General features: G+C 44.4%; 12 protein-coding genes. 6 read left to right on the forward strand and 6 right to left on the reverse strand.

The genetic code is table 11. The features are described from left to right. Positions 1-57 precede the first annotated feature (57 nt). The 4 genes from pyk to priA are packed head-to-tail and all read left to right on the forward strand — an operon-like array spanning position 58 to position 5,389. Positions 58-1,533 (forward strand): pyruvate kinase, encoded by a 1,476-nt coding sequence (gene pyk / locus G9X63_RS07750; protein ID WP_252622300.1) that lies wholly within the window; start codon positions 58-60, stop codon positions 1,531-1,533. 29 nt (positions 1,534-1,562) lie between these two features. Beyond that, positions 1,563-2,324, forward strand: a complete 762-nt coding sequence (locus G9X63_RS07755) for a lysophospholipid acyltransferase family protein (protein ID WP_130896049.1) — start codon at positions 1,563-1,565, stop codon at positions 2,322-2,324. Between the two features lie 6 nt (positions 2,325-2,330). Beyond that, positions 2,331-2,915 (forward strand): gliding motility lipoprotein GldD, encoded by a 585-nt coding sequence (gene gldD / locus G9X63_RS07760; RefSeq protein WP_252622302.1) that lies wholly within the window; start codon positions 2,331-2,333, stop codon positions 2,913-2,915. Beyond that, positions 2,906-5,389, forward strand: coding sequence for a replication restart helicase PriA (gene priA, locus G9X63_RS07765; RefSeq protein WP_252622304.1), 2,484 nt, complete (start codon positions 2,906-2,908; stop codon positions 5,387-5,389). Before gldD ends, priA begins: the two co-directional genes overlap by 10 nt. On the opposite strand, the gene G9X63_RS07770 is transcribed toward priA, so the two are convergent. Continuing rightward, the gene (locus G9X63_RS07770; protein ID WP_130923658.1) at positions 5,386-6,108 is read right to left on the reverse strand and encodes a nitroreductase family protein; all 723 of its coding nucleotides are present in this window, start codon (positions 6,106-6,108) and stop codon (positions 5,386-5,388) included. The genes priA and G9X63_RS07770 overlap by 4 nt on opposite strands. 92 nt (positions 6,109-6,200) lie before the next feature. Here G9X63_RS07770 and G9X63_RS07775 point away from each other — a divergent pair, with 92 nt between their 5' ends. Further along, entirely contained in the window at positions 6,201-6,770 is a 570-nt protein-coding gene (locus G9X63_RS07775) for an adenylate kinase (protein WP_130896053.1), read from the forward strand. A 13-nt stretch (positions 6,771-6,783) separates the two neighbouring features. After that, positions 6,784-7,878, forward strand: a complete 1,095-nt coding sequence (gene obgE / locus G9X63_RS07780; RefSeq protein WP_130896054.1) for a GTPase ObgE — start codon at positions 6,784-6,786, stop codon at positions 7,876-7,878. On the opposite strand, the gene G9X63_RS07785 is transcribed toward obgE, so the two are convergent. The 5 genes from G9X63_RS07785 to G9X63_RS07805 all read right to left on the reverse strand — a co-directional run bounded on the left by G9X63_RS07785 (position 7,870) and on the right by G9X63_RS07805 (position 12,254). Then, entirely contained in the window at positions 7,870-8,781 is a 912-nt protein-coding gene (locus tag G9X63_RS07785) for an SDR family oxidoreductase (protein ID WP_252622306.1), read from the reverse strand. The genes obgE and G9X63_RS07785 overlap by 9 nt on opposite strands. Then, positions 8,778-9,704 carry a hydroxymethylbilane synthase gene (gene hemC, locus G9X63_RS07790; RefSeq protein WP_130923656.1) on the reverse strand — a complete coding sequence of 309 codons (927 nt, stop codon included), beginning with the start codon at positions 9,702-9,704 and terminating at the stop codon, positions 8,778-8,780. Before hemC ends, G9X63_RS07785 begins: the two co-directional genes overlap by 4 nt. A 1-nt stretch (position 9,705) precedes the next feature. Beyond that, on the reverse strand, positions 9,706-10,836 hold the full coding sequence (locus G9X63_RS07795; protein WP_130923655.1) for a DNA polymerase III subunit: 1,131 nt from the start codon (positions 10,834-10,836) through the stop codon (positions 9,706-9,708). A 26-nt stretch (positions 10,837-10,862) separates the two neighbouring features. Further along, the gene (locus tag G9X63_RS07800) at positions 10,863-11,942 is read right to left on the reverse strand and encodes a putative sugar nucleotidyl transferase (RefSeq protein ID WP_252622309.1); all 1,080 of its coding nucleotides are present in this window, start codon (positions 11,940-11,942) and stop codon (positions 10,863-10,865) included. A 72-nt stretch (positions 11,943-12,014) separates the two neighbouring features. Next, complete coding sequence (locus G9X63_RS07805) at positions 12,015-12,254, reverse strand: type B 50S ribosomal protein L31 (protein WP_130896059.1); 240 nt, start codon at positions 12,252-12,254, stop codon at positions 12,015-12,017. Positions 12,255-12,447 lie beyond the last annotated feature (193 nt).

A 12,447-nucleotide genomic window follows, 5' to 3' on the forward strand; every position in this document is an offset into this window, starting at 1 on the left:
TGGTTTTTTTTGTGTAATAGATGTAACTTGCAATGTTAATAGAATCTAATCCATATTATGTCGTATCAACGCAAGACAAAAATTGTAGCCACAGTAGGTCCCACATCAGAATCAAGAGAAGCATTAATCCAATTAGCTCAGGCAGGCGTTAACGTTTTCCGTTTAAACTTTTCTCATGGAACACATGAGGATCATTTAGAGCGGTTAAAAACAATTCGTTCTATTTCTGAGGAGATGGGTCTAAACCTAACAATCCTTCAGGATTTGCAAGGTCCTAAAATTCGTACGCAACTAGTGGAGAACAATGGTGTGCCTTTAGTAGCTGGCCAACAATTAATCTTTGCAATGGACGAAAACCTATTAGGTACATCAGAAAAAGTGGGAACAACCTACACGTCCATGTACTTAGATGTCAATCCAGGTGAGCGTATTTTGATGGATGATGGTAACCTAGAGGTGAAGGTGCTTACGGTAGATAAGGTGAAGAAAGAGGTAGTGACAGAGGTGATCTACGGCGGTATTTTAAAATCGAAAAAAGGAATTAACCTTCCAGGTACGAAGGTTTCTTTACCTTGTTTGACACCGAAGGATGAGGCTGATTTATATTTTGGCCTTGATCATGGCGTGGATTGGGTAGCGTTATCTTTCGTTCGTAAGGCGAGCGATATTTGGGATATTAAAGAGAAAATTAAAGCATACGGTAAGAATACACGCGTTATCGCGAAAATCGAAAAGCCGGAAGCGATTGATAATTTAGATGAGATTATCGCAGCAACAGATGCCATTATGGTAGCTCGTGGTGATTTAGGTGTGGAAATGGACGGTGCGGTTGTGCCTTACTTACAAAAAGTAATGGTAGAGAAGTGTACGGCGGCAGGTAAACCTGTTATCGTAGCGACTCAGATGTTAGAGTCAATGATCACGAATCCTGTTCCTACACGTGCAGAAACGTCTGACGTTGCTAATGCGGTATTGCAAGGTGCTTCAGCGACGATGTTGAGTGGTGAATCTGCTTCTGGAGCTTATCCAGTGAAAGCCGTAGAAACGATGGCGCACATCCACGAAGTAGTGGAGCAACAACAGAATGAAATTGAAATTGTACAAGGAAATGAAGCGGCGATTTACTTTAAGAATCACTCGTTAAGTGCATCTACCTCTGAAAATGTAGCTTTACAAGATCGCTTGATTGCCGGTGCATGTCGTTTAGCGCGTGACTCGAAAGCAAAAGCGATTTTGTGTATCACGAATTCGGGTTATACAGCGTTCCGTTTATCCGCTCACCGTCCTAAGGCAGATTTATTCGTGTTCACATCGAACAAAGAATTGATGTCTACGATGGGCTTATTGTGGGGAGCGCGTGTGTTCTTCTACGATCCAGGTACGGGTAACGCAGAGAAAACAGTAGCAGCGATGGTGGACAAATTAAAGCAAGATAACTTGTTGTCTAAAGGAGATATCTTCGTGACGACATTATCTGTTCCAGCGAATCAAGACAAGAAAACAAATACAGTTCAATTAGGTGTAGTAGAGTAATTCCTATTTTTAGGGCGCTCGTTTAGATTATGAAAAACAAAAGTTCTTTGCTTTCATCTCTTTTAAAAGGGCTATACACTTTTTGGGCAGGATTGGTTTTTGTACTGATCTTTTTGTTATTATATCCTTTGATCTTTGTCTTTTTACAAAGACGATCTTGGAAAAGAGTTGCTCATCGGCTTGTCGGGCTGTGGGGGCAACTCTTTTTTCTTTTTGCGGGGATTCGCATCAAAGTGACGCATCACTTTAAGCCAGACCCTAAGCAGACCTATGTGTTCTGTGCGAATCACTTTTCGTATGTCGACATTGCGGTGGTGGTAGTGATTATTCGCCATTATTTCTCCTTTGTGGGAAAGAATGCGATGAAGAAGATTCCGCTATTTGGCTACCTCTATGCTCGATTGAATATCCTGGTGGATAGAGGTGATAAGAATAGTCGTGCGAGTTCATTAAGTCGTTCGATTCGCGCACTTCAGTCTGGCAGAAGTATTATCATCTTTCCGGAAGGAGGAATCATTTCGAAGCAATTCCCCTACATGGCGAATCCCTTGAAGGATGGTGCCTTTATCATGGCCATTCAACAGCAGGTGCCTATTGTTCCCATGAGCTTTCATAATAACCACCAAATCATGGACGAGAATACCCTAATGATGCGTCCAGGTACCTTGCATGTGGAGATGCATCCACCCTTTGATACGAAGGGGTTGACGATGGAAGATTTACCTGTTTTACGGGAAAAAGTGTTTGAATCCATACAAAATCCTATCTTAGCGTATTACGGTTTAAAATAAGCGAATATGCGTCTTTTTCTCCTAGGTTTTATCTTGACCTTGTTTTCCTGTGGAACGGCCTCAGAGGAGGAGAATACGGCTATGCCTCGCCCTAAAGGATTCCCTGTGATGGATATTCCATCCCATCAATACCAGTCTTTGGAAAAAGGGCATCCGTTCAGCTTTGAATTATCGAAGCAAGCAGTAATCAAAAAAGATACGTTTGCGTTGGCCGAACCCCATTGGATGTATATCTATTATCCACGTTGGGATGCATTTATCCAGTTAACGTATAAATCGGTGGAAGGTGATCGGAAACGATTGGATAAGATGATCCGAGATTCCTATGTTTTGGCCTCTAAGCACCAGATGAAGGCGAACCGCATAGAAGATGCGATTTTGACCACACGTGATGGTCGTAAAGCTACCGTCATCGAATTAGAGGGTGAAGTGGCTACTCCTTTTCAGTTTTTTGCCACGGATAGTACGACGCATTTTTTACGTGGCGCAGTCTATTTAAACACGGCGACGAAAAATGATTCATTGGCTCCCGTTATTCGATATTTAAAGCAAGATGCGATTCACCTGATTCAGACTTTGCGATGGAAATAGGAGAGGAGAGAACGGTTTTTGTGGATGCTTTGCTTCCGCTTCCCATCCCTCGGTATTTTACGTACCGGGTGCCTCGGGAATGGGCAGGTTTTGTCCAAGCTGGATTGCGGGTGGTGGTGCCTTTTGGGACGAAGAAAGTCTTGACGGGTGTGATCGTCACGGTTCATCACAATCCACCCAAGCAATACCAAGCGAAATATGTATTGGAGATTTTAGACGATGCTCCCCTGGTTACGTCTTCTCAAATCGCTCTTTTTCAATGGGTAGCGGATTATTATATGTGCTATCCGGGAGAAGTATTTCAAGTCGCTTTACCGGCGGGTTTGAAGATTTCAAGCCAATCAAAGGTACAAGCGAATCCAGAATTTTCGAGCCCTGAAACGTTGACAGAAAAAGAGTTAGCTCTGTATGTCGAGATCCGCGATAAAGGTGCTATGAGCTATGATGAGCTGGCTAAATTTGCCGAAGTTAAAAGCCCCTATCATCTTATCAAAGCCTTAGTGGGCAAGGATGCGGTGATTATTTTTGATGAACTAAAAGACCGCTACACGCCTAAAGTGCAGCGCAAGGTGCGGCTTGCCTCTGCTTTTGAGGATAAATTAGTAGTGACGGATCTAATCCAGTCGCTGGAGGAGAAACCGAAGCAGATGGCGATATTATTGCATTATTTGCAATATATCCCGGTGCTCAGAAGCCCAGAAATGAATCAAAAAGGCCTTGCTAAAAACAGTTTTAGTCAAGCCGGATTATCAGAGAGTTCCTTGCAGACCTTAGTCAAGAACGAGGTCTTCGAAATTTTCGATGTGGTGGTTTCGCGCTTCGATGAAACGGATGAAAACTTTGTTCCTTCGAGTTTTACTTTGAACGCTCCACAAGAAAAGGCCTACCAGTCTATTTTGAGTCAATTTCAAGAGAAAGATGTCGTATTGCTTCACGGAATCACAGGTTCGGGAAAGACCGAGATTTACATCAAACTGATTCAGGAAGCCTTGGCGAATGGAGATCAAGTCTTGTATTTGCTTCCTGAGATTGCGTTAACAACCCAAATAGTCGTTCGATTGAAGCGGATTTTTGGAGAGCAAGTAGGGATTTATCATTCCAAATTCTCGGATAACGAGCGAGTGGAAGTATGGAAATCCATCGTGGAAGGAAAATATCCGTTCGTGGTGGGAGTTCGTTCCTCCGTTTTCCTGCCTTTCAAGAATTTAGGGCTGATCATTATCGATGAGGAACACGAAACTTCCTTTAAGCAGGCGGATCCGGCTCCTCGCTACCATGCGCGAGATGTGGCGATTGTCTTAGCGCACCAGCAAAAGGCAAAAGTCTTGCTTGGTTCTGCGACGCCATCGATGGAGACCTATTATCAGGCCAAACAAGATAAGTACGGTCTCGTAGTCTTGAAAGAGCGTTTTGGGGCAGCACAATTGCCTGCGATGCATTTGATTGATACGAAATATGCAAACCGGATGAAGCAGATGAAAGGCGGATTTTCGGTGGATTTGATAGAAGTGTTGGCGGAGAATTTAAAGCAAGGAAAACAGAGTTTATTGTTCCAAAACCGCCGCGGCTATTCCCCTTATCTCCAATGCCAGGACTGCGATTGGATTGCGACCTGTCACCAGTGTGATGTGTCCTTAACTTACCACGCCCGCGAGCAAGAATTACGTTGCCATTATTGTGGTCACCACGAATCCTTGCTTCATCGTTGTGGGGCTTGCGGTTCAGCCCAGTTGAAAACGATGGGCTACGGAACGGAAAAACTCGAAGAAGAATTGCAATTACACCTTCCGGATGCGCGCGTAGCCCGGATGGATTTAGACACGACGCGTTCGAAGACTGCCTTCACGAGTTTGATCACCGAAATCCAGAAAGGTCAGGTAGATGTTTTAGTGGGAACGCAAATGGTGGCTAAAGGCCTCGATTTCGACGGACTATCCTTGGTCGCTATCTTTGATGCAGATAAGATTATCAACTTTCCAGACTTCAGGGCCCATGAACGTGGATTTCAATTAATCACCCAAGTGGCTGGTCGTGCTGGCCGCCGTGAAGTGCAGGGACAAGTGTACATTCAAACGAATCAACCCACGCATCGCCTGTTTACCTATATTCAGGAGGGAAATTACGAGCAATTGTATGCAGACGAGATGATTGAGCGGGAGGGTTATCATTATCCCCCATTTACGCGCTTAATTAAGTTAGTGATGCGCCATTTCGAAGCGCGCAATGTGGAAACCGCGGCAAAGGATTTAGGTCAATTGTTGAAGGCCAAATTTGGTAATGGGCGTGTCCTAGGACCAGAAAAGCCCTTGATTGAACGCATTCGGAATCAATATGCCATGGAGATTCTGATCAAGCTAGAGAAAGGTGTGGCCTTAGCCGCCTTCAAAAAGCAGCTCCGCGAAGAGTTGGATACCCTTAGCACGAAGCCAGCTTTCAAAGGCGTTCAAATTATTGTAGACGTTGACTGCAATTAACGCACGTGTACCACTTCCTCGTAAGGAACTCTGAAGCGAGGTCCCCACACGCCTTCTTCTGTTCCCTTACCCACCGAAATGATCATGTTGATTTCTGCTCCAGCAGGGAGATGTAAGTGTTTCTTCACACGCTGTGCGTCAAATCCTTCCATTGGACAAGATTCGAAACCTTCAGCGGCGATTGATAACATAAAGGTTTGCGCGGCTAAAGCACAAGATTTGTGGACCATCACGCGTTGATCAGCTTTTCCTCCAAAACGCATCATCGGTTTTCTTAATCCCATCCAGAAACAGATGTTCCAACGAATGAACGTAGAAATACCCAAGATATCGTTGCGGTATAAAAGCGGAATAAGCTTGCCATAATACTCTAGGCCTCTCTTTTGCATCTTCGTGGGCTCTCCTTCGATGGAATCTTGCACTAATTTTAAGTTCCAAGCTGCTCTTTGTTTCCAAAGGTCCTGCCGCGTCACAAATACGACCAGATGGGCGGTGTCTTTTGCGGCTGATTGTCCTAGACAAAGCTGATGGAATGCTTTCTTTTCTTCTTCACTTTTGATCCAATAGAACTCCCAAAGCTGCATATTGCTACTATTAGGGGATAAAATGGAACGTCGTAAGCTGCGTTCAATGATGGCGTCGTCCACTTTTACGGAGGGGTCAAAGCGTCTATTGGAGCGTCTTTTCTGTATTATTTCTTCAAATTGGGTTGAAAGCATTTCTCTTTTTTATGCCAAATATAGCAGAAAATCCCTGCTTTTGCCTCTGATTTGATTACCTTTGTGGTTCGAAATAATTAACCCACATTTATATGCTTAATCTTGTTTTATTTGGGCCTCCAGGGGCAGGCAAAGGCACTCAGTCCGCAAAATTAATTGCGAAATACGGTTTAATCCATTTGTCTACAGGTGATTTATTACGTGCTGAAATTTCTGCAGGTACGACTTTAGGCTTAGAAGCAAAGAAATTAATGGATCAGGGAATCTTGGTGCCGGATGCAGTTGTGATCGGAATGATCGAGAATAAATTGAACGAGAATAAGGAGGCAGCGGGTTTTATTTTTGATGGTTTTCCTAGAACGGAGGCGCAAGCACAAGCTTTGGATAACTTATTAGCGGGTCATCAACTGGCGATTAATCACATGATTGCGTTAGAGGTGAGCGAAGAAGAATTAACACAACGCTTGTTAGAGCGCGGTAAGACTTCTGGACGTCCAGATGATCAGAACGAAGAATTAATACGCAAACGCGTACAAGAATACGGCGAAAAAACAGCTCCAGTGGCTGGTTATTACGCTGCACAAAACAAATTCTCAGGAATTAATGGTATTGGCGAAATTGAGGAGATTTTCTCTCAAATCATCGCTATTATCGAAGCTTAATTAATACAATAGAATGACATCTAACTTCATTGACTACGTCAAAATCAATTTACGTTCCGGCCGAGGAGGAAGCGGTTCATCCCATTTTCGGAGGGAAAAACACGTGCCTAAAGGGGGACCAGATGGCGGTGATGGCGGTCGTGGAGGTCATATCTACTTGGTTGGAAGTACGCAACTTTGGACATTGATTCACTTGAAATACCAGAAGCATATTATTGCTGATAGTGGAAACGGTGGCGAAGGTGGACGTCGTTCCGGTGCTGAGGGTGAAGATGTATTCATCCAAGTGCCTTTAGGAACCATCGTGAAAAATGCGGAAACGAACGAGTTTATTGCGGAAGTAACCGAAGAAGGCCAAAAGATTTTAGTCCTTCCTGGTGGTCGTGGAGGTCTAGGTAATCACAATTTTAAGTCATCCACTAATCAATCCCCACGCCATGCCCAGCCGGGTGAAGCGGGTTTAGATGTGTGGGTAGTGATGGAATTGAAAGTATTAGCGGATGTAGGTTTAGTGGGCTTCCCAAATGCGGGAAAGTCAACGCTTTTATCCGTTCTTTCTGCTGCCACTCCTGAAATTGCAGACTATCCTTTCACCACGTTAGTTCCTCAATTAGGAGTTGTCGAATACCGGGACGAAAAGTCCTTTGTGGTGGCTGACATTCCTGGTATTATTGAGGGGGCTTCTGAAGGTAAGGGTTTGGGATTGAGATTCTTACGACATATTGAGCGTAACTCGATTTTATGCTTTTTGATCCCTTCGGACGCGGAGAATTGGGGTGAAGAATACCGAATTTTGACAGGCGAATTAGAGAAATACAATCCAGAATTATTAGGAAAACGTCGCGTGATCGTGGTCTCTAAGATGGACCTTTCGATTCCGGAAATGGAAGAGGAAATGCGCGAAAGTTTGCCTAAAGATATCCCGGTTTTATTGATTTCTTCGGTGACTCAGGAAGGAATTCAAGAATTGAAAGACTTGCTTTGGGCGACCTTATTAGATGAAAATAAAGATTTTGGAAAGATAAAGGAGGCACCTCTTCTTTTAGATCTGCCCGTGGTAAATCCGATGGCAGATGAAATGATGGAAGATCCTGAAGCTTTAGACTAAATCAGCTACTTGCTGCGCCATTAAGGCGATACCTTCTTGAAAAGTTCTAGGTGCATAACCTAGGACTTTTTTTGCTTTATCGAGCACAAAACCCGTTCTAGCGGGTCTTTTTGCCGTTTGTTGGAAGGTGGAAGAATCTGCTTTTTGCAATAAGGATTTGTCCAAACCATAATAATCTGCCGTCATCACTGCCATTTCATAGGGAGTTAAGAAATCAGATCCGGAGATGTTAAAAATGCCTTCCACTTCGTCTTTTGCTAGTAACCAGCAGCCTATTGCTAAATCTTCCGCTAGGGTAGGCGTACGGAACTGATCTGTCACGACTTGGATTGTTTTCCCTTCTTCGAGAGATTTTTTCACCCAAAGCACAATATTAGAACGGCTCATGTCCGGCACAATGCCATACACTAAAACGGTACGCGCAATGCTCCAGCGAATGGAAGAGGCTAATAATAATTGTTCGGCTTTCAACTTACTTTCGCCATAATAGGAGATGGGATTTGCAATGCCCTCTTCCGTATAGGGGCCGGCTGCTCCGTCGAAAATGAAGTCAGTCGATAGATGGCATAAATAACTGTTATGCTTTTCGCAGGCCTTAATTAAAAAAGCCACCGCATCTACGTTTAATAAATCACAACCTTCCTGATCCGTTTCGCAGGTGTCGACATTCGTCATGGCAGCCGTGTGAATCACTATTTCTGGCTTGAATTGATCGAAAACGGCGTTTACCTCCTCTTGAACGGTAATGTCTAGGGACGCATAGGTATAGCCATCCGTAACAGGCAAACGATTAACTCCACGAGCGGTAGCGATTAAATCGACATTCGCTTGTTTGCGTAGAAGTTCGACGAGTTTTTGGCCTAATAAACCATTAGAACCTGTGATTAATAGGCGTTTTTTCATGACCCTAATTGCTGTCTGATTTTTCGTAATAATTGATGAGCTCCTAAATGGATTAACTCCATTGCGACTTCTTTTCCTAGTAAAGTAGGATCTATTCCTGCTGCGGAATGGAAAATATTTTCGATTCCATCGAGGCTAAGTACGCCCGCATGCAAGCTTAGTTTATCTCCCACCAGCTGTGCGTGTCCATACACTGGAACGCTACAACCGCCTTCTAAATGCGCTAATAAATGCCTTTCAGCTAATAAGGCAGCCTCTGTTGCGGGGTGGTTGCAAGCTTTACGTACGAGAGCTTTAATGCTAGCGTCTAATGACACGGCACATTGAATCGCCACCGACCCTTGCCCCACTGCCGGGACAAATTGATCTAAGCTCAGGTGTTGTGTGATATACGATTCCATTTCCATTCGATGGACTCCGGCGTATGCCAAAAGCATCGCATCGCAATCCCCGTTTTTTAATTTCTCCAAACGCGTCTGCAGATTGCCCCTCATTTCTACTGCGGTATGCTGTGGGTAGAAATGGCTCAAGAAGGCGCGTCTGCGCGTGGAAGAAGTGCCTATGCGCAAAGGTTCGCTTGAGGCTAAGGTTTTTGCTGGATCTAGGCTTAAAACGACATCCTGGGCCGCCTCGCGCTCCGTGAAGGCGATTAACTCCAGTTCTGCTGGTAGATGCGAAGGCAAATCCTTCGCGGAATGCTGTGCGATATCGATTTCACCCGCGCAAAGCATGGCTTCTAATTCCTCCGTGAAGACGCCTTTTGAACCGATTTTAGACAGTGAGCGATCCAAAATCTGATCCCCTTTCGTCGTAATTGCCACGATCTCATAGCCCAATCCTTGCGTAGCGAGTAAGGCACCCACATGGTGTGCCTGCCAAAGCGCCAAAGCCGAATTTCGAGTACCAATGCGAATCGTTTTCATATTAGGAGTTTTTCGCGTGGAAAACGCGTAATAAATAAAGGGATAGATCGAGATGCACCATCTTAGCCCGCGCATTGCGTTCTAAATGGTAGTGCACTTCGGATATTTTTTCAGTCATCGCCGCAATCTTATCCGTACTCAAGGTCTTGGAGAAATTATCCACAAAGGCCTTTTCTTTTTCTAATGACTTGATCAGGCTGCTCGCATCCGAAATTTGGTACAAACATTGTCTGAAAATATGGAGGCTATAACTTAAGATGCCTTTCTGGTTTTCCTTGGCTAAACCGTCGAATTGGTCCGCTAATTGCACTAATTTGGATAGATTTCGGGCATAAATGGCGCGCATCCACTCCGCAAACCAGGTCGTGGTACTTAAGTTGTCGGAGTTCGATTTCTCCAAAGCCTCAGAGATATTTCCCTCGCAATTCACGGCAATTTGATGGGCTTTTTCGGCGTCAATGTCCGCTTTTTGAACTAAATAATCCGTTAAATCTTCTATGTCCACGGCACCCACGCTGACGCGCTGCGTTCTGGAGATAATGGTGGTCAATAATTTATCCGGTTCCGCGCAAACTAAGATAAACAAGGTCGAACTAGGGGGCTCTTCCAAGGTCTTCAATAAGGCATTTCCGGCTGAAGCATTTAGGGTCTCTGGGTTCCAAAGCATCACCACCTTAAAGGGCGCTTCAAAGGGTTTTAAGCTAATTTTTTGGACTAATTTCCGGGTCTCCTCCACCGGAATATTTCCTTGGCGATTCCCCTCTGCTCCCATATAGGCGAGCCATTCAGGCAAGGTTCTAAAGTAAGATTCTTGAATAAATTTCCGCCAATCGGGCAAGTAAGCATCCGATTCGGCCTCTTTGATTTTTTTCGTGATGACGGTGGGGTAGACGTACACTAGGTCGGGGTGAACGCCGCGTTGCAATTTCTGGCAACTGGGACAAACGCCACAGGAATCGGTGTCTGTTCGGTTCGTACAGAATAAATAGGTAACAAAAGCATGCGCCATCGCGAGCTGAGCTCCTCCCGGAGGACCAACGAATAATTGCGCATGGGCGATGTGTTGATTTTGCACCGCTTGCGATAAAGTTTTCTTGGTTTTTTGAAGACCTGGAATGTCTTGAAATCGCATGAATAGGGCTTTTGTAAAAGAAAGAACTAATTTCGGAAAGATGTGTCCGCTTTCCAAATTTCTTCCATGCTTTGGCGGAGATTTTCAGGGATTTCCTGATTTTTCAATTTGATCCAGGCGCAAGCAGAAGCAAAGGCTTTTTCGAAATCAAAAGCACGTAACGCAGGATACTCTCCAAAGCTAAACGACGGAACGTAACGCGGCGGAAAACCGATGCTGGAAAGATTGCAATGACTTCCGATAACGGTTCCGGTGTTCAGATTTGTCCCTACGCCGGTGGTGACATAGTCGCCGATGATTTGGCCTACAGATTTAATTCCTGTATTTCGCGGCGCTTTCAACAAATAGTCATACAAAGAAACCGGTAGGATATCATTGCGCAGGTTAGAGCCGTTCGTTAGAGCCCCTAGATTTGAGAAGGATCCCACGATTGAATTACCTAAATACCCATCGTGTGCCTTATTGCTGAAGGGAAAGAAAATGCTATGGTTAATTTCTCCCCCTACCTTGCAGCCAGGGCCTATTGTGGTGTTCGGGCGGATCTTTGCGCCTATGTTTGTTGTTGCGCCTTTTAGAAGCGCCGCAGGGCCCTGAATAAGCGTCCCTATTTGTATGTTTACGTCTTCTCCTATGTGTATGGGTCCTTGGCTGGCATCTAAGATACTTCCCTGCACCTGAGCAGTCGGATGAATGTAGATGTGTTCCGCAGAGATAAAGGTGTTGTTTCCGGGAGCGGGGTTATTCCCATTTATTTCTGCTCGCAAAAAATCGGCTTGGTACGTGAGTAATTCTTCTGGATGCTGTAGGAAAGGGAGCGGTTGTTCTATGGGTAGGGTGCCTTTTCCTTTTTTGGCCAAAATACGACCCGCTGACACATAGCAACTATCCTGCGGCAATTGGTCTAAAAGGGCAAAAGTGGAAGGTAAAGGAAGGACAGCGCAGAGCACCTCAATTTCCGCTTGATCAGCGTTTGAAACACGTGTAGGCCATTTGCTTTCTAGGCTACTAATGCCCACCCACAATTCAGCGACCGGACGGTGTTGTGTGAGTGGCTGGAGCGCCTGTTTTAAGGCTACATCTTCGAATAAATAGACCTTGAGCTGCATAGGACAAATCTAGGATAAAAAAAGCCTTCCCCCAAAAATGGAAGAAGGCTTTTCGTATGGGCGCTGGGAAAATTACTTCGCGTAACGCTTGTTGAATTTGTCCACACGTCCTGTTGTATCTAACAATACGTTCTTGCCTGTATAGAATGGGTGAGATTGAGATGAAACCTCTAATTTGTATACTGGGTACGTAGCTCCTTCGAATTCTGTGGTCTCCGTAGTGGCAACACATGAACGAGTTAAAAACTTGTAATCAGCTGATAGATCGTGAAATACAACTTCTTTGTATTCTGGGTGGATATCTTTTTTCATGATAATGGATAATAGACGATTCCCTGCCGTCTTGTTTACATTTGTTTTCCAAAGGGGATATTTGGACCTTACAATAAGGGATGCAAAATTACAAAATGAATTCTATTTTCCAAGTATTTACCTTAACAAAATTTTAGAGATTTCCATCGCCTTTTTTGCGAGATAAAATTTTACAAAATATTTTTTTAGTACT

Origin of the sequence: Aquirufa antheringensis (assembly GCF_023921165.1) — a bacterium.
Taxonomy (GTDB): domain Bacteria; phylum Bacteroidota; class Bacteroidia; order Cytophagales; family Spirosomataceae; genus Aquirufa; species Aquirufa antheringensis.

Excerpts from the sequence above, each read along its gene's own strand:
- pyk (WP_252622300.1), top strand. The coding sequence starts at position 58 with ATGTCGTATCAACGCAAGACAAAAATTGTAGCCACAGTAGGTCCCACA.
- G9X63_RS07755 (WP_130896049.1), top strand. The coding sequence starts at position 1,563 with ATGAAAAACAAAAGTTCTTTGCTTTCATCTCTTTTAAAAGGGCTATAC.
- gldD (WP_252622302.1), top strand. The coding sequence starts at position 2,331 with ATGCGTCTTTTTCTCCTAGGTTTTATCTTGACCTTGTTTTCCTGTGGA.
- priA (WP_252622304.1), top strand. The coding sequence starts at position 2,906 with ATGGAAATAGGAGAGGAGAGAACGGTTTTTGTGGATGCTTTGCTTCCG.
- G9X63_RS07770 (WP_130923658.1), bottom strand. The coding sequence starts at position 6,108 with ATGCTTTCAACCCAATTTGAAGAAATAATACAGAAAAGACGCTCCAAT.
- G9X63_RS07775 (WP_130896053.1), top strand. The coding sequence starts at position 6,201 with ATGCTTAATCTTGTTTTATTTGGGCCTCCAGGGGCAGGCAAAGGCACT.
- obgE (WP_130896054.1), top strand. The coding sequence starts at position 6,784 with ATGACATCTAACTTCATTGACTACGTCAAAATCAATTTACGTTCCGGC.
- G9X63_RS07785 (WP_252622306.1), bottom strand. The coding sequence starts at position 8,781 with ATGAAAAAACGCCTATTAATCACAGGTTCTAATGGTTTATTAGGCCAA.
- hemC (WP_130923656.1), bottom strand. The coding sequence starts at position 9,704 with ATGAAAACGATTCGCATTGGTACTCGAAATTCGGCTTTGGCGCTTTGG.
- G9X63_RS07795 (WP_130923655.1), bottom strand. The coding sequence starts at position 10,836 with ATGCGATTTCAAGACATTCCAGGTCTTCAAAAAACCAAGAAAACTTTA.
- G9X63_RS07800 (WP_252622309.1), bottom strand. The coding sequence starts at position 11,942 with ATGCAGCTCAAGGTCTATTTATTCGAAGATGTAGCCTTAAAACAGGCG.
- G9X63_RS07805 (WP_130896059.1), bottom strand. The coding sequence starts at position 12,254 with ATGAAAAAAGATATCCACCCAGAATACAAAGAAGTTGTATTTCACGAT.